Genomic DNA, 16,795 nt, shown 5'->3' on the forward strand with positions numbered 1-16,795 from the left:
ATGAAATATTTCCTACTCGGTCTTGCCCTTGCCAGCAGTTTGCTGTTTACAGGCTGTGCCACGACACCCTCTAAACCGCTCAGCTTTGAACAGTTGGGGCAATTCAGCACCACACCACTAAATGTGCAGACCTATCGGATTAGTTTTTTAGCGGGTCATAACATGAGTTTTGGCACTGCAGAAGAAATTACTTTGGTGAAAGCAGCACAAACCACGCTGCAACACGGTTTTCGCTTTTTTAAAGTTTTAGATGATCCGAGTAACCGTAGCCAGAAACCACCTAGACAAGCCGTGGTTTACCCTGCACCAAGTTACTATCCTTATAGCTATTCGCCGTATGGATATTATCATCGTCGTGCACCATTCTGGCCTGACCCATTCTATGATATGCCGCAAGTGGTGACCCTCGATCCGACTCAAGTGTCTTACACCATTCAGTGTTTTAAAGATCAAAAATCTGCACCGGAAGATGCTTTTGATGCGAGCCTGATTTTACAATCACTGGGGGCAAAATATGGTTTAAGTGCAACAGGACAACCATTACCCCCACCAACCTCTGCCCCTGCCGCGCCCTAATGAAATAAGGATGCCTGCATGAATACAGCGTCTGACCACACTTTAGCGAGCAGCTCGCAGCGTACTTCTCCGAGTCTGCAACGCAGTAAACGCTTTGCCACCATTGCTTTAGTGATTGCCGTGGTGGCATGGCTAGCATTAATGCTGACTGCAAAATTACTGCCAGAATACACCTGGTTAATTCACATACTCATGCTGTCTGCCGAAGCAGGTGTGGTGGGTGGTCTAGCAGACTGGTATGCGATTACGGTGCTGTTTCGCAATCCTTTTGGCAAAATGCCAATTCCTAAATTCTTACGTGATCACACCGAAATTATTCCACGCAACAAAGACCGTATTGCCGAGTCTATGGGCCGTTTTGTGCAGGAAAACTTTTTATCGCCACACGTTGTACAAAAAAGCCTGCACAGCACTGACTTATCTTTAGCCGTGGGCAAATGGCTGGCCAATCCACAAAATAATGCGCAAGTGACCCAAGTCATTCAGCAGACTGTACCGAAAATTTTTGAATTTGTCGGGCAAGAACAAATTGGCCGCTTTATTCAAAGCAATAGTGTGCAATGGGTTCGCAACACGCAGGTCAACCTCTTGGCCAGTGAAATGCTGCGTGCAGTTTTGGAAAATGACTTCCATCAGGATGTGCTGCAACGCGGTTTAGACCTTGCCCATGACTGGATGCTGAAACATCCTGAAAAAAGCCGTGAATTGACCGGTCAATTATTTAAAGAACTTGGCGTGTGGAAACTGGCCAAAGGTGCGAGCTGGATTGGAATTGATGTGCAGCAACGCACTATAGATTCTTTACTGCAACGGGTCGAATCCATGCTGGCAGACCCTGAACATCCTTGGCGACAAAAAATTGAAGAGGCTGGGCAACAACTCATGTTACAACTGGCAGATAACAACAGCAGTGCCAGTCTGCGCCTAAATGATACTAAAAATGCTCTGTTAGACAGTCCACAAGTTTTGAATTTTATCAGTGGTGCCGTGGTCATTCTCTGTAATGCGATTAAGGAAGATTTACAAAAACCTGATTCAGGAATTGCGCAAAATCTGCGTGTTGCCCTTCAGCAAGTCGGTGAAAATATTATTGCAAATACCGCAGTACGTCAGTTACTGAATGAAAAAATGAGTACGATTGCGGTGAATTTGTCTGATCAATATAGTGAAAAAGTGATTCGTTTTATTAGTGAGCGTATTCACGAATGGGACTCGCGCGAAATGATTGGTAAAATTGAAAACGAAGTCGGTGGTGATTTACACATGATTCGGGTCAATGGTGTGGTCGTAGGTGCATTTATTGGTCTAGGATTGGGGGTTATTCGGGCATTGGTGGAGTGGATTTAAGATGCAAGTTTTTGATAAGACGATCTTGAGGTATTAAATAAAAATAATGCCCCGAATGATCTACTCAAGCTACATCACCGAACTTACCCCCATTTGCATTCACGCCTGAAAAAGCTACGATGTAAAATAAGCTGCTGCCACCACTAGAACCTCACTATGCTCGATATTCACGCGAAACTGCCTGCTCAAGGTCTGAGTATTTTTAGTACCATGTCTAACTTGGCACAACAACTAAATGCCTTAAATTTATCGCAGGGTTTTCCTGATTTTCGTGCACCTGCAGCATTACTAGATGCTTTAAGCCAAGCCACACACGCAGGCTTCAATCAATATCCTTCGGGCGATGGTTACTTGCCGTTACGTGAACAACTGGCACAGCAGTTTTTACAGCGTGATCAGCTAACACTTGACCCGATCAGTGAAATTACCATCACACCTGGGGCAACACTGGCTATTTTTAGCATCATGCAAACCGTGCTGCAGGCAGGCGATGAAGTCATTCTTTTTGATCCAAGTTATGACAGTTATGCGCCCTGTGTAAAATTATTGGGTGCAAAAGCCATTCATATTCCGCTACAGGCTCCACATTTTCAGGTGGACTGGAATAGGGTCAAAGATGCCATTCATTCAAAAACCCGCATGATCATCATCAACACGCCACATAATCCCACAGGTACAGTATGGTCAGCGCAAGATTGGCAGCATTTAATTGATGTCATTCAGGAACATAATATTGTGGTGCTGTCCGATGAAGTCTATGAACATTTAGTCTTTGATACGCATCAACATCGCTCTGCGCTGTCTTTTCCTGAGCTTAGGGAACGTAGTTTTGTCGTGGGCTCGTTTGGTAAAACTTTTCATGTCACAGGCTGGAAAACAGGCTACTGTGCGGCTGCAGCTGCCTTAATGCAGCTCTTTCGCCAAGCCTATCAATTTATTAATTTCTGCGGGGTTAGCCCTGTGCAAGTAGCTCTGGCGAATTATATGCAGCAGCATCCTGAACATATTGCAGAATTGGCAAAGTTTTATCAGGACAAACGTGATTTGTTTAATCAAGGGATTGCCAATTCACGTTTTCAATTCAGCCCTGCTCAAGGCACTTATTTTCAAAATTTAGATTACAGCAATATCCGCCCTGACTTAAATGCCGTAGATATGTGTCATTTTCTAGCCGAGCAGTACGGCATTGTCGGTATTCCTGTGTCTGCATTTTATCAAACCCCACCCGATGATTTACGTTTAATCCGCTTCTGCTTTGCTAAAAAAACTGAAACCCTGTTGCGTGCAGGTGAAATTTTATCGGCAATTTAAGTAGTGAAGCTCTACTGAAATGTCACTGAGTTACTGAAAAGCTAAGGCTTTTTATGACCAAATCATGCTAGGGTGAAATTTCAAACAACCGCATATTGAAGCGCAGGATTTGGCATGGCAAGACCTCAGGCACTGGTCGATCACCCTCAGCTTTGGAAAACCTTTTTGGTATTTCTATTGCCACTGATTGCCACCAATATTTTGCAAAATCTTTCGGGCACCATTAACACAATTTTTGTCGGGCAAATGCTGGGTGTGGAAGCTATTGCTGCAGTGTCGGTATTTTTTCCCATTATTTTTTGCCTGATGGCCTTTGTGATTGGGCTTTCGGCAGGCTCGACTGTGTTGGTTGGACAAGCATGGGGCGCACAAAATGTCGAAAAAGTGCGCTGTATTGTCGGCTCGACTTTATTTATGACCCTGATCGTCGGCAGTTTGATTGCCTGTTTAGGGGTAATTTTTGCCAAACAAATTTTAATCTTATTGGGCACAGACCCTAAAGTGATGCATCTATCCCTGCCGTATGTGCAATGGATGTTAGCAGGCAGCCCACTGCTGTTTGTGTATATTATTTATACCTCTATTTTGCGTGGAGTGGGCGATAGCCTTACGCCACTCATTGCCCTAAGTCTGACCAGTTTAATGGGCTTAGTGATTACCCCCATCCTGATTGCAGGTTATTTTGGCTTTCCTCGCTTGGGCATTATTGCCCCTGCCATTGCCACCATTCTGGGCTATCTGGCTGTTTTAATTTTTTTGGTGATTTACCTGAATAAAAAGAACCATCCCCTCAAAATGGATAGGCATCTGCTACGTCAAATTCGGCATCAACCCAATCTAAGCAAGGTGATTTTACGCTTAGGCATTCCTACAGGCTTACAAATGGTCACCACCTCTATGGCGGGTTTGGTGATTGTCGGTTTGGTTAATCGACATGGTGCTGAGGCCACTGCCGCCTATGGTGCAGTTAATCAGGTGTTGAACTATATTCAATTTCCTGCTCTATCCATTGCCATAGCTGCTTCAATTTTTGCAGCACAAGCCATTGGTGCAGGCAAAGCCGAATTACTGGCCAAAGTCACCCGTACTGCCTTGGGCATGAATCTGCTAATTACAGGTATTTTAGTCACCTTGGGTTATTTATTTTCTAAATATCTGATGGCGTTGTTTATTACCGATCCGGCGGTGGTGGTACTGGGTCAGCAGCTCTTATTTATTGTGTTATGGGCCATTTTATTTTTTGGTGCCAGTGCAATTTTTGCCTCCATTATGCGCGCCAGTGGCACGGTCAATGTTCCAATGATCATCAATATTTTAGCGATTGTTTTAATTGAAGTACCGTGTGCTTATTTCTTCAGTCAGTGGTGGGGTTTGCAAGGAATTTGGTATGCCTATGCCTTGGCATTTGTGAGTCTGTGCATCGGTCAAGGTGCGTATTATCAATTTGTCTGGAAGAAAAAAACCATTCAGGTTTTGGTCTGAATGGTCTGTTATATTTGTAAGTTAGATTAACCGCGTTTCTTGCCCAACTTAGTCGCCCATGCGGTTACTTTCTGATAACCCGTTGGAACAATACGCTGGATTAAATCCAAAGTTTTAGCATCATTACCAATCAATAAGCGGCGTTTGTCTTTTTGTACTGCCTCTAAAATTTGGCGTGCAGCTTCTTCAGGCGGGCAACGCAATAATTTATTAAACGCACGTGCCGATTTTTCAGGATTCATGCCCAAAGTGCGTATGCTGTCGTTCATTTTGGCGTTGTTGGCAATATTGGTGCGAATCCCACCTGGATGCACGCTCAACGCGCTCACTCCACAATTTTCCAAATCTAATTCCTGACGCAAGGATTCAGTAAAACCGCGCACCGCAAACTTGGTCGCATTATAAGCCGACTGCGAGGGTTGTGCGGTTAAACCAAATAAACTAGAAATGTTAATGATATGACCATCCCCAGTTTGTTTGATGAAAGGCAAAAATTCTTTGGTGCCGTACACCACACCCCAGAAATTTATACCAACAATCCACTCCAATTCTTTGTAACTTGCACCTTCTACGGTAGAACCCAATGCCACGCCTGCATTATTAAAAATCATATTGACCGAGCCGTGATCTTGCACAGTTTCAGCTGCCCATTCGCGCATTTGTTCTAATTGAGAAACATCCACTTTTTTAATGGTCACGCGCACATTACTGTCTTTGAGTAAATCTACTGTTTGCGACAGACCTTGTTCATTCACATCACTGAGCGATAAATGACAGCCTTGCTTCGCCAATAGAACAGCCAGTTGCTGCCCAATACCCGAGCCTGCGCCTGTAATTGCGGCAACTTTATTTTTAAAATTTTTCATATGATTTCCTTGAGTATATGGCGTGCACAGTTCAGACCTGCTTGTTGTTTTGTAGGGCTATGCGATGCGCTGTGGTTTAAATATAATTTTGACAATAAGTATTGTCAATATAGGCCAGTACGAATATCGCAAATGAATCTGAAATCATAGGTTTAACAGATAATTATTGCTAATATAAAGCCTGCTTACGGTTCGTATTTGGCTTAACTGAACAGGACAGAACGACTGCCCATGACTGCACAAACAGAAAAAACCACCCAGAAACCACAAAAAGAACGTCAGTTTAAAGGCTTATCTTTAACTGAGCGCAAACAGGTACGTCGTGAGAAATTGATTGAGGCAGGTATTCAAGCCTATGGGACGCATGGCTTTTTTGCCGTGACCGTAAAAGATATTTGTACCGAAGCTAAACTGACCGAACGCTATTTCTACGAATCCTTTAAAAAAAGTGAAGAACTGTTTCAGACCATTTTTTTAAAACTGATTGATGAATTACAGCAAAATGTCATGCAAGCCATTATGCAAGCTTCGGCGGATCCAAAAAAAATGATTGATGCTGGACTAACGGCTTTATTGACTACGCTAAAAAATAACCCGCAAATGGCACGTATTATTTATATTGATGCCATGCTGGTGCAAGAACTGCATAACCAAGCCACTATTCACGAAACCATGTCACGTTTTGACCGCATGATTCAGGCCTTTGTCATGCTGATGATGCCGCATTTAGACCGCCCCAATCGAGAGATTTCACTGGTGGCGACAGGCTTAAATGGTTATGTCACCCAAATTGCGATTCGCTGGGTCATAAGCGATTTCAAACAATCTATGGAAGATGTCTTGTCTTCTTGCCGTATTGTATTTTTATCGTTATTACAGACCTTTTCGGAAAAAGAGCAAACTTTTATGAAAGATTCTTCGACCTTGTCATCACATTGAAAAAACAGTCATAATATTTTTCAAATCATTATTTTACTTTTACTGAATCTGTTCAGTTTTTTCATCAAATCGACATTAGTTTGTCACAAATTATTGCAAAAACAGCCCGTTTAACCCTTTCTGCAATGATACTGTCATAATTAATCTTTGTAATAAGCCTGTCATAAATAAAACGGCCCACCGTTAACATCTATAGGATATTGCGTTGTGAAAGATGACTACATTTTAATCGTCGATGACGAACTTCCAATTCGGGAGATGATCCATACCTCTTTAGATATGGCAGGCTTTCAGTGCTTACAAGCAGAAGATGCAAAACAAGCTCATCAGATGATTGTCGATCAACGTCCAGCGCTTATCTTGCTTGATTGGATGATGCCAGGCGGTGTCAGCGGTGTAGACTTGTGTCGTCGCCTAAAACGCGATGACAACCTTGCCGAAATTCCTGTGATTATGCTCACTGCACGTGGTGAAGAAGATCACAAAGTTCAAGGTTTAGATGCAGGCGCGGACGACTACATGACCAAGCCATTCTCAACTCGTGAACTGGTGTCGCGAATTAAAGCCGTCTTGCGTCGTGCCAATGCCTTAAGCGGTGAAAAAACCATTGATGCCAACGGTTTAATTTTAGACCCAGTTAGCCAGCGTGTCAGTTTTGGCGACAATATTTTAGAAATGGGCCCAACCGAATATCGCTTATTGGCATTCTTTATGACGCACCCAGAGCGCGCTTACACCCGTGCGCAATTGCTTGACCAAGTCTGGGGCGGCAATGTATATATTGAAGACCGAACTATTGATGTGCATATTCGTCGTTTACGTAAAGTCTTAGAGCCGTATGGTGTAGACCGTTTTGTGCAAACGGTACGTGGTACAGGTTATCGCTTCTCGACACGTGCGGATGTTGCTTTAGGCTAAAATTATTTTATGTACGAACCTTACCCAGTCCCTGAACTCGCTCGTGACCTCAAACAAGTTCGTTACAGCAGTTTATGGACTTTTGCCAAACAAGATTTTCGTTTATTGGCCTTTTTCCTAATTATTGCAAGCTTGATTGGTTTTGGGATTGGGTATTTTTGGATTTGTATTAGCCTCGCCTTTTTGCTGTTTTTTCTTCAGCAAATGCGCTCGCTCTATTTAGTCAATGATTGGATTTCCAATCGTCCTTATGATGTCCCGCCGAATCTGCATGGAATTTGGGGTGCATTACTATTCAATGTTTATCGCTCGCAACGTCAGGAACGTATTGTTCAGGCTGAAATGGTCGGGTTGATTGACCGCGCCCAGTCTTCATTGGTGGCACTAGATGAAGCCGTGATGCTGATTGATGAAAATCATCAGATTGAATGGTGGAACCCTGCTGCAGAAAAACTGTTAGGTATTCAGCCTTTAGACCGTGGACGCAACATCCTGACTATTTTGCGCCAACCTAGTTTTATTGAATATTTTAATCATATTGACCAAGCACCCGACGGTTTAAAAATGAAATCGAGTGTGCATGAAGGGCAATATGTGCACGTCAAAATGACTCAGTTTGGTGGCAATAGCCGTTTGTTATTTGCTTACGACATGACGCGTATGCATAACCTAGAACAAATGCGTAAAGACTTTGTCGATAACATTTCACACGAATTACGTACCCCACTAACCGTGCTGAGTGGTTATATCGAAACCTTTACCGATCAGGATGATATTAACCCGCGTTGGAAACGTGCTTTTGAGCAAATGCAATCACAAACCCGACGTATGAATGCTTTAGTGAATGACCTTCTGCTATTGTCACGTCTGGAAAATGAAAAAACCATCGCCAAAAATCAAATCATTGAAATGCCAAGTTTAATGAATCAATTATTTGACGATGCACATGCCTATAACGTCGATTATGGACACACGCTCAACTTAAATATCGACAGTCATTATGATCTGATTGGTTCAGATGTAGAATTGGCCAGTGCCTTTAGCAACCTAATCACTAATGCAATTAAATACACCCCAAAAGGCGGGACGATTACCATTGGCTGGCATGATGATGGCAATCAAGGCTATTTTACTGTAGAAGATACTGGCATCGGGATTGATCCGAAACACTTACCACGCTTAACTGAACGCTTTTATCGTGTAGACAGCGCGCGTAGCCGACAAACAGGCGGCACAGGTTTAGGTTTAGCAATTGTGAAGCACGTTTTGATGCAGCATAATGCACACTTAGAAGTCGAATCTAAAGAAAATCAAGGCTCTATATTCAAAGCTGTGTTCCCGAAAGAGCGTTTGTATTACGAAAGTTAAGCGCTGATTTGGTACAACCCCCAACAAATTACAAAGTTAAAAATAAAAAACGCCAAATTATTTTGGCGTTTTTTTATTTCTCAATTCATCAGATTTTATTCTGCGGAAACAACATGCCCCAAGGCTTTCCCCATTTCCACCACAGAATTAGCCTTGAATTCGGCATCCCACTGCATTTTATTTTCTTCAAACAAAACAATCGCGGTAGAACCCAAATAAAAACGTCCTAATTCTGCACCTTTTTCAAGGAATAATTGGTGTTGATTCAGCTCCAAACGTCCCGATGGTTTTACTTTACCTGTCGCCACGGTTTCAATACCCGCCACAATCATAGCACCCACCAAAACGACCGCCATACGTCCCAGTTCGGTATCAAACAAACAGACCATGCGCTCATTGCGGGCAAATAAACCCGGAATATTTTCGGCTGTGGTTTGATTGACAGAAAACAACTCGCCTGGCACATATAAAGTTTCAGTGAGCGTGCCTGCAAAAGGCATGTGTACACGGTGATAATCACGTGGAGATAAATACACGGTTACAAACTGACCATTTTTAAAGGGTTCAGCCAATTGCGGGTCGGCAATTAAGTTTTCAACAGTAAATTGCTGACCTTTGGCCTGAAAAATTGCCCCATCTTCTATTTTACCTAGCTGCGAAATCGCCCCATCTGCAGGCGATACAATGCTGTTCGGATTGCTGTCAATTTCCCGCACACCTTGCTTTAAAGAACGGGTAAAAAAATCATTAAAAGATTTATATTTCAAGGCATTGCTTTGCTCTGCCAAAGACATATCAATGCCGTATTGTGCCTTGAATGCAGTAATCACTGCATTTTTGAGCACAGGATGCTCACTGGCTGCTAGTTTACCCACTACACGTGATAATTGATGTTGTGGCACAACGCGTTGTGCCTGAATGAAAATTTGTTTTTTTAAACGTGATGTGAGGCTCAAGACGGCAACTCTCCAGTAATAACAGGACTGTCAGGGCGGTTGCCCCATTCACTCCACGCACCATCATAGGCCTGAATTTTCCAACCCAATAAACGCCCTAAAATGTAGGCCAAACCTGAACGGTGATGTGACTGACAATACACCACTACAGGTTCGTTTAAATTGAATCCGATTAGTTCGAGACGCTGTCGTGTGCGTTCTAAGGGATGCAATTTTAAATGATTTTCACGATTAAGGGCAGTACTCCATTCAAAATGCAGTGCTCCAGGAATGTGACCGCCGCGTCGTGCAGCCAAACGTAGCCCTGTATATTCATCAGTAGTGCGGCAATCCCAAAGTTGTACCGACTGGTTTTGGCATTTTTCTAGCAACTCATCATATTGAATTCGATACTGATTTTTCTCAACAACAGGAACAAGCGTACTAACGGAGGTCAGTGGTTCAACCTCCGAAGTGGTTGGAAAACCTGCTGCCAACCAGGCGTGAATCCCACCATTCAGCAAACTGGTATTCTCAAAACCCAAGCAGTGTAAATTCCAGATCAGACGCCCTGCCCAGGCACCACCTTCATCGTCATAGGCAACGACATGATGTTCAGGAGAAATATTCAAATACTGAATTAAGTCTTGTAAAGCTTCATGTTCAGGCAATAAACCCGACGTATCTTCATCCTGACGTAGCAACATGCTCGGTTTGACCTGTAAGGCATGCGGAAGATGCAATTGCTCGTACACCGAATTGCGGCTCAAATCGACAATGCGCAATTTTTCATGCCCTAAATAGGGAACTAAATCTTCTGCTTCAATCAGCAGTCCAAAATTGAATGGAGAAGTGCTCATTTTTATGCGGTTCAGTCTGTTTGGCAATCAACTTTAACTTAGTATAGGTCATTTTTGATGGCATGCTGTTTTTTTCATAACTTTCGCAGAATTTTAACAATCACATGCTTTAATCTAGAAAAAAAACCGAAGATTTTCTTCGGTTTCTTGAATGAGCTAAATTTTTAAACAGGTGTTTGCACTTCAAAAACTTGGCGTAAATATGCAAGGAAAGTGTCATTATCGGTCATGGTTTTACCCGGACTATCAGACAATTTTGCCACCGACTGCCCATTACATTCCACCAATTTCAACACAATATTCAGCGCAGTTTGCCCCATATCATTGGTTAAGTTGGTACCAATCCCAAAACTAACCTGAAAACGGTCTTTAAAATACTGATGTAAAGCCCACGCTTTTTCGACATTTAAGCCATCACTGAAGGTCAGCATTTTAGTTTTACTGTCAATTTTCAGCTTTTTATAATGGGCATAAGCTTTATCGCCCCATACATACGGATCGCCACTGTCATGTCGTAAGCCATCAAACAACTTGGCAAAATATAAATCAAAGTCACGCAGGAAAGCATCCATTCCAACCACATCAGTCAAGGCAATACCTAAATCCCCCCGATATTCCTGCACCCAAGTTTCTAGTGCGGCTTTTTGGAAGTCACGTAAACGCACATCTAGCGCCTGAAAAGCCTGTAAAAACTCATGTGCCATTGTCCCAATTGGGGTAATGCCTAATTCTTTAGCCAGAAATACATTACTGGTACCACGGAACACCTCAGGTACAGCTTGATGAAGGGCCGTAATCACGTGTTTTTGCCATGCAAAACTATAACGGCGGCGTGTACCAAAATCTGAAACCAAAAATGGTGGATCTTCGGCTTGTTGTTGCTGTTGGTAACTTTGAATCAGGGCAATTTTTTGCTGTAAACGACGTTCACCTTCTGCCCAGACCTCATCATTGCGAATGCGCTGGAAATAGAGCTCATTGACAATTGCCAAGACAAAAATCTCGAACATCATGGCCTGTACCATCGGACCTTCTATCCGAATATCCAAACGACCTTGCGCATCAATACTGGCTTGAATAAAACGACGCTTGAGCTGAAATAATTCTAAATAATCGACAAAGTCACTTTTAATAAAGCGTAAATTACGCAAATACTGCAATTCATCTTCTTTAAATTTCAACTGACACAAATGGTCAAGCTGTGCGTTCAACTCAGCTAAAATATCGCTCAGTGGATACGCAGTATCTTCAAGGTTACGGCAGCGGAATTGATACACACTGTGCGTTTGTGGAAATTTATGCAGCACCACCTGTAACATGGTGAATTTATATAAATCAGTATCGAGCAGAGATTGAATAATGGGGCTCATAGGGATCATCATTTCGCGGTACTTCTTGCATTAAAGCATACTTTATTCAGCAAAAAAGGGCTTTTATCGACAATCTTGTTAGAGCTTTGCTTAAGTTTAGCTATATCGTGGTGTTTTACCTCTTTACGAGCAGCGACCGTCTGGAGCTTACCTGACTGATGTTAATGCACGCCAAAGTGCCTGAGTTTGGTACAATCTGCAGCCATCCCCACACTGAGAAAGTTAGTCCCCCATGCGTGCATTATTACAACGAGTTCTTGAAGCCAAAGTCTTGGTCGATGGTGAAATCACTGGCGAGATTCAACAGGGTATTTTGGTGTTTTTGGGCTTAGGCAAAGACGATAATTTTGAGAAAGGTAAAAAGCTGATTGATAAAATTTTGAAATATCGTTTTTTTGATGATGAACAAGGCAAAATGGGTTGGAATGTCAGTCAGGCCAACGGCAGTGTGCTATTGGTTTCACAATTTACCCTCATGGCACAAACCCAAAAAGGCCTGCGCCCTGATTTTGGCCCTGCGATGCCACCTAACGATGCCAAAGCACTGTATGAACAATTGGTAGACTATGCCAAAAGTCAGTTTGACAAGGTGGAAACTGGTATTTTCGCTGCCGATATGAAAGTGCATCTGGTAAACGATGGGCCTGTGACTTTTTGTTTGGAAGTCGAGTAAATCACATAAAAAAAAACCTCTGTCAAAAATTGATCAGAGGTTTTTTGATGGCTAAATAACTTATTTGCCCGTTTTTTGTTGAATAAACTGGCGTGCCATTTTAATTTTTTCTTTTACAGGTTTTGGCAGTTTCGGTGGAATCAATTTCGCTACTTGGTTAAACCACACCAATAAGCCAAAATCACCTTCCATTTTAATGCTGCCGTTTTGCATGCCGGTCATAAACGCAGTTGGATCGCCTTTCATTAAGGTTTTTACGCCTTGCTCGCTGTCTGCAAACTGCAAAATAAAGTCAGCTTTTTCTGCATCGCCTGCCACAGTATCAATATGTCCATTGTTGACAATAATTTGACGCGCCAGACCTAAATCAGTGCCAATCTGAATGCGGAACTGACGCTCATGCACTAGCTCAATAAATTTTGGACTGGTACGTGCCAGCTGTTTCATGCGTAATGCCAAACCTGCCACTAAAAGGTCAAGTGGATCGGTACTGACATCAACTAAAGGAAGTTTGACCACAGGAATTGCAGAAAGTTTCATGACTGTGAAGCCTATTGTAATTGTTGGAGAGTTGATCGCATCATCCTATCACAACTCCTGCTTTTTACCGCAAGGCTTTGTATAACAATCTTAAGCTGGATGTTAAACTTTTGTCGCACACTTTATGGGTGAGTTAGCCGTGTTTATAAACTAAAAAAGATGCAAACCTGTTGCATCTTTTTTAAATCAAGGATCTATTTTAATTAACGGCTTGAGCATTGCTGCTGATCATCTTCATACACTGGGGTATGTTCAATATAGCGGCGTTTTGCCAAAGCACGTTCTGCGCGTCGATCTTCTCGTAATAATAATAAAGTTACCAATGCCATCGCCAAGCAAATTGCAGACAGATAACTATAGGTAATTGGCAGCTCAAACACACGTTGTACACTGTAGCGTACCACTTCTAACAAGCCCCAAAAAACCATACCTGCCAACATAAAGTTTAACCAGCGACGATAAGGCGAAAAGAAAACAGCAATCAACGCAGCTGCGACGAGGCTTAAGCCAACAATGGTCGCTAAATTCGCTGTTACCATAAAAACCTCCGTCTAAAGATGCAGCCTCATTTTTTAAATTGGTCTGCGACTTCAAATACCGTTTAAATAAATAATGGATGTCGATTTAAATTCTATGCATGCATTATGCTGCGTTTTTTCGATAAAAAAAGACTTGTATTTTCATAAAGCGACACACCTTGTCGCAATATTATATTGTCATTACATTTTTTAAATTTTGTAGTTTTCGGTAAGCTAAGCTAGCTCTTTATTCGCGTGTCATTACAAAAAAACACCTTATTTTTTTGCCTTAAAAAATATTTTTTTCATTCAATGCTGTTGCGGTTTTTATCGACAGTTTTTGTTTACCGTTCATCGTTATCTGCTGATTATACAAACAAAAAACGCAGCATGACTGCTGCGTTTTTTTCATTGAATTGTCATATTAGGCACGGTTCAAGTCTTTGTCATGCACGCCCAATAAGTACAGCACACCATCTAAGCCCACGCTTGAAATGGCTTGATTGGCGTTTTGACGTACCAACGGTTTAGCACGGAATGCCACACCTAAACCTGCAATAGAAAGCATTGGTAAGTCGTTCGCACCATCACCCACCGCAATGGCTTGTTCCAAAGAAATCCCCATTTTGTCTGCCAGTTCACGTAGCAATAATGCCTTACGCGCACCATCCACAATGTGACCTTTTACTTCGCCTGTAACCATGCCATTTTCTACATCTAGAATGTTAGCATGCACCTCATCAATCCCCAATTTTTCCTGCAGATATTCTGCGAAATATTGGAAACCGCCCGACAAAATAGCGGTGCGATAACCCAAAGATTTCAGGGTTGAAATCAGGCGTTCAGCACCTTCGGTCACGGTCAGACGTTCGGCAATTTTAGGCAACACAGCAGCATCTAAACCTTTGAGCAATGCCACGCGCGCACGGAAACTTTGCTGAAAATCCAGTTCACCCTGCATGGCACGTTCGGTAATTTCCGCCACCTGATCGCCCACACCTGCCTCAATCGCCAACTCATCAATCACTTCTTGCTCAATGAGCGTTGAGTCCATGTCAAAACACACCAAACGGCGGTTACGACGGTAGGCATTGTCTTCTTGTACCGCGACATCCACACTCAGTTCATTCGAGAGGCTTAAACACGCAGCACGCATAGCCACTGCATCTAGCATTTGCCCACTTAATCCAAACTGAATACAGGCACGTTTAGGTTCATCTTCGGCTGCATTAAGCTGCGGACGACCCGACAAACGGGTCACAGTTTCAATGTTAAAACCTTGGCTAGATACAATATGCGTGACCGCCTGTAAATGTGAGGCATTCAGCTCTGGCGCCAGTGCAGTCACGATATAGCGAGTACGACCACCTTCTTTGACCCATTGCTCATATTCAGTTGCAGAGATTGGTTTAAAACGCACAGTTAAGCCAATATCATGTGCTAAAATCAGAATCTCCTTCATGGCTAAAGCCGTTGCAGTCTGGTCTTCTGATGCAACAACAATACCTAAAGTCAGTTGATTATGAATAACAGCTTGGCCAACATCTAAGATTTGTAAGGAATGAGCGGACAATACCTGCATTAATCGAGTAAACTGATTAGGTTGGTCAGGTCCTAAAAATGATATAAGAATGATTTCTCGCATGAATTGACTCGGGTCTGAGCTACAACTATTGTGAGAATCATAATCTAAATTGAATATAAATGCCTTGGAAGTTTTACCTTGAATGCGCCTAGACAAGGGCTATTTGCTAGCCTATTGATTGTAAGTTTTGCTTTTCACACCTTTTTATTGGTGCTTGCAACAACACACCAATTAAATGAAAACCGCGCCAATCAGGGGCAGTTAATGACCAGCCAACTGGTCACAGACAGCCTTTCTGAGCTGGAACCTCCTAATACAGTATCACTAGCATTATTGGTGAATCGTTATGCCACCAATCCAAGCATTGCTTCTATTCGTATTTTAGATGCAAAAAATCAGGTCTTGGCGACAGGTGGACAGTCACGTACCCGTGTAGGTGAAGTCTTTGTCCGCGACGCCATCATCAATGAAAAGAAAGTCGGCACTATTGAAATTACCTTAATTCAGCCAAGTATTGGTGAAATTCTGCGTACCCAATGGCTAGCCACACTTTTATCATTACTGGTTCATGCCTTGTTATGGTTGGCTTATCGCGCGATTGCCCGTCCCAGCCGTAGTGAATATTTGGCACGCATTAATAATGAATCCCGCCTCAAACACGAATTACAATTATTGACGCAAGCCCTTGAGCAAGAAAAACATCAGACTGCTTTGGCACTTGCGCAGGCACAGCAACAACCTAAACCTGTGATTTCGCCTAAAGCAAAAAAAGCCATTGAGCAAAGCCAAGATCAGAACAACATTGCGCTGAATATTCAGTTTTATGACCCGAAACAATTATTAGACACGGTCACGCAAAGTGTGTCTGTGCCTTATTTTAGCTTATGTCAGATTTTCCTGAACAAAAGCATTGAACTGTGCGTACAATACTACAAGTTAAACCGCTCCGATATTCAAACGGTACAGCCATTCAATGAAGATGGTGCAACACTCAGTATTGCAGCCAATACGCCAAATGCAGCAGCCTGTATGGCAATGATTGGCACGGTGTTCCAGTTATTGTCTGAAGTGCTGTATAAACGTTACCGCGAAGAAAAACGTTTTGTGTTGCAAACTCGCAGTGGTTTATCTACCGCCGTCGAAGCCATGCAGTTATCTGCGGTGCAGGCGGCAGAGCGTTTGGTGCATCAATTATCTGCCCGTGAAAATGCAGTGCATCTACCAAAAGAATTGCTAGATGAACTGTCTGCGCATTATGAATTGGTGAGTATGCCAAATCCGACCAATGTGCTGATGCGCCACGCCTTTATGGTCAATGGTATGGACAGCCAATCGGCTGAGTTGGCGCAAAGCCTGCGCACTGAAATTCTAAAAGGCAAACATTCAAAAGCCTCTTAAAATAATCCATAAGATGCTTTGAAAAACATAAAAACCTGAGTATGCGCACATACTCAGGTTTTTTTCATATTCGTAGATGCGAGATCACATCCATTCACTACAGCCAAAT

General features: G+C 42.7%; 16 protein-coding genes. 9 read left to right on the forward strand and 7 right to left on the reverse strand.

From position 1 onward, the window contains the following. From K1T76_RS12940 to K1T76_RS12955, 4 genes are all read left to right on the forward strand, one after another. On the forward strand, positions 1-576 hold the full coding sequence (locus K1T76_RS12940) for a CC0125/CC1285 family lipoprotein (protein ID WP_070155819.1): 576 nt from the start codon (positions 1-3) through the stop codon (positions 574-576). An 18-nt stretch (positions 577-594) separates the two neighbouring features. Continuing rightward, positions 595-1,923, forward strand: a complete 1,329-nt coding sequence (locus tag K1T76_RS12945; protein WP_070155817.1) for a DUF445 domain-containing protein — start codon at positions 595-597, stop codon at positions 1,921-1,923. Positions 1,924-2,079: 156 nt separating this feature from the next. After that, entirely contained in the window at positions 2,080-3,234 is a 1,155-nt protein-coding gene (locus tag K1T76_RS12950; protein ID WP_230245559.1) for a methionine aminotransferase, read from the forward strand. Positions 3,235-3,348: 114 nt separating this feature from the next. Next, positions 3,349-4,716 carry an MATE family efflux transporter gene (locus tag K1T76_RS12955; RefSeq protein WP_230245560.1) on the forward strand — a complete coding sequence of 456 codons (1,368 nt, stop codon included), beginning with the start codon at positions 3,349-3,351 and terminating at the stop codon, positions 4,714-4,716. A 26-nt stretch (positions 4,717-4,742) separates the two neighbouring features. On the opposite strand, the gene K1T76_RS12960 is transcribed toward K1T76_RS12955, so the two are convergent. Next, positions 4,743-5,582: an SDR family NAD(P)-dependent oxidoreductase gene (locus K1T76_RS12960; protein WP_230245561.1), complete on the reverse strand. Its 840-nt coding sequence runs from the start codon at positions 5,580-5,582 to the stop codon at positions 4,743-4,745. 231 nt (positions 5,583-5,813) lie between these two features. Here K1T76_RS12960 and K1T76_RS12965 point away from each other — a divergent pair, with 231 nt between their 5' ends. The 3 genes from K1T76_RS12965 to phoR all read left to right on the forward strand — a co-directional run bounded on the left by K1T76_RS12965 (position 5,814) and on the right by phoR (position 8,807). Beyond that, positions 5,814-6,521, forward strand: a complete 708-nt coding sequence (locus K1T76_RS12965; RefSeq protein WP_230245562.1) for a TetR/AcrR family transcriptional regulator — start codon at positions 5,814-5,816, stop codon at positions 6,519-6,521. 207 nt (positions 6,522-6,728) lie between these two features. Further along, on the forward strand, positions 6,729-7,439 hold the full coding sequence (gene phoB, locus K1T76_RS12970; RefSeq protein WP_004974162.1) for a phosphate regulon transcriptional regulator PhoB: 711 nt from the start codon (positions 6,729-6,731) through the stop codon (positions 7,437-7,439). Between the two features lie 9 nt (positions 7,440-7,448). After that, positions 7,449-8,807 (forward strand): phosphate regulon sensor histidine kinase PhoR, encoded by a 1,359-nt coding sequence (gene phoR, locus K1T76_RS12975; protein ID WP_070155810.1) that lies wholly within the window; start codon positions 7,449-7,451, stop codon positions 8,805-8,807. 95 nt (positions 8,808-8,902) lie between these two features. Here the strand turns inward: phoR and asd are convergent, their stop codons facing one another. The 3 genes from asd to pncB all read right to left on the reverse strand — a co-directional run bounded on the left by asd (position 8,903) and on the right by pncB (position 11,972). Next, entirely contained in the window at positions 8,903-9,763 is an 861-nt protein-coding gene (gene asd, locus K1T76_RS12980; RefSeq protein WP_070155808.1) for an archaetidylserine decarboxylase, read from the reverse strand. Continuing rightward, positions 9,760-10,602 (reverse strand): sulfurtransferase, encoded by an 843-nt coding sequence (locus K1T76_RS12985; RefSeq protein WP_230245563.1) that lies wholly within the window; start codon positions 10,600-10,602, stop codon positions 9,760-9,762. The genes asd and K1T76_RS12985 overlap by 4 nt, the downstream gene beginning before the upstream one ends. 164 nt (positions 10,603-10,766) lie before the next feature. Beyond that, entirely contained in the window at positions 10,767-11,972 is a 1,206-nt protein-coding gene (gene pncB, locus K1T76_RS12990) for a nicotinate phosphoribosyltransferase (RefSeq protein WP_019838070.1), read from the reverse strand. Between the two features lie 232 nt (positions 11,973-12,204). Here pncB and dtd point away from each other — a divergent pair, with 232 nt between their 5' ends. After that, positions 12,205-12,645, forward strand: coding sequence for a D-aminoacyl-tRNA deacylase (gene dtd / locus K1T76_RS12995; protein WP_019838069.1), 441 nt, complete (start codon positions 12,205-12,207; stop codon positions 12,643-12,645). 60 nt (positions 12,646-12,705) lie between these two features. Here the strand turns inward: dtd and K1T76_RS13000 are convergent, their stop codons facing one another. The 3 genes from K1T76_RS13000 to serB all read right to left on the reverse strand — a co-directional run bounded on the left by K1T76_RS13000 (position 12,706) and on the right by serB (position 15,348). Next, on the reverse strand, positions 12,706-13,185 hold the full coding sequence (locus K1T76_RS13000; protein WP_019838068.1) for an SCP2 sterol-binding domain-containing protein: 480 nt from the start codon (positions 13,183-13,185) through the stop codon (positions 12,706-12,708). A 203-nt stretch (positions 13,186-13,388) separates the two neighbouring features. Then, positions 13,389-13,724, reverse strand: coding sequence for a ciprofloxacin tolerance protein AciT (aciT, locus tag K1T76_RS13005; RefSeq protein WP_019838067.1), 336 nt, complete (start codon positions 13,722-13,724; stop codon positions 13,389-13,391). Positions 13,725-14,127: 403 nt separating this feature from the next. Beyond that, positions 14,128-15,348, reverse strand: coding sequence for a phosphoserine phosphatase SerB (serB, locus tag K1T76_RS13010; protein WP_180111477.1), 1,221 nt, complete (start codon positions 15,346-15,348; stop codon positions 14,128-14,130). Positions 15,349-15,426: 78 nt separating this feature from the next. Between serB and K1T76_RS13015 the strand changes: the two genes are divergently transcribed. Beyond that, complete coding sequence (locus tag K1T76_RS13015; RefSeq protein WP_180111479.1) at positions 15,427-16,686, forward strand: hypothetical protein; 1,260 nt, start codon at positions 15,427-15,429, stop codon at positions 16,684-16,686. The last annotated feature ends 109 nt before the right edge of the window (positions 16,687-16,795 follow it).

This window comes from Acinetobacter sp. PW68, assembly GCF_020982655.1.
Lineage (GTDB): Bacteria > Pseudomonadota > Gammaproteobacteria > Pseudomonadales > Moraxellaceae > Acinetobacter > Acinetobacter towneri_A.

Coding starts and splice junctions, on each gene's coding strand:
- K1T76_RS12940 (WP_070155819.1), top strand. CDS start 1: ATGAAATATTTCCTACTCGGTCTTGCCCTTGCCAGCAGTTTGCTGTTT.
- K1T76_RS12945 (WP_070155817.1), top strand. CDS start 595: ATGAATACAGCGTCTGACCACACTTTAGCGAGCAGCTCGCAGCGTACT.
- K1T76_RS12950 (WP_230245559.1), top strand. CDS start 2,080: ATGCTCGATATTCACGCGAAACTGCCTGCTCAAGGTCTGAGTATTTTT.
- K1T76_RS12955 (WP_230245560.1), top strand. CDS start 3,349: ATGGCAAGACCTCAGGCACTGGTCGATCACCCTCAGCTTTGGAAAACC.
- K1T76_RS12960 (WP_230245561.1), bottom strand. CDS start 5,582: ATGAAAAATTTTAAAAATAAAGTTGCCGCAATTACAGGCGCAGGCTCG.
- K1T76_RS12965 (WP_230245562.1), top strand. CDS start 5,814: ATGACTGCACAAACAGAAAAAACCACCCAGAAACCACAAAAAGAACGT.
- phoR (WP_070155810.1), top strand. CDS start 7,449: ATGTACGAACCTTACCCAGTCCCTGAACTCGCTCGTGACCTCAAACAA.
- K1T76_RS12985 (WP_230245563.1), bottom strand. CDS start 10,602: ATGAGCACTTCTCCATTCAATTTTGGACTGCTGATTGAAGCAGAAGAT.
- pncB (WP_019838070.1), bottom strand. CDS start 11,972: ATGAGCCCCATTATTCAATCTCTGCTCGATACTGATTTATATAAATTC.
- dtd (WP_019838069.1), top strand. CDS start 12,205: ATGCGTGCATTATTACAACGAGTTCTTGAAGCCAAAGTCTTGGTCGAT.
- K1T76_RS13000 (WP_019838068.1), bottom strand. CDS start 13,185: ATGAAACTTTCTGCAATTCCTGTGGTCAAACTTCCTTTAGTTGATGTC.
- aciT (WP_019838067.1), bottom strand. CDS start 13,724: ATGGTAACAGCGAATTTAGCGACCATTGTTGGCTTAAGCCTCGTCGCA.
- serB (WP_180111477.1), bottom strand. CDS start 15,348: ATGCGAGAAATCATTCTTATATCATTTTTAGGACCTGACCAACCTAAT.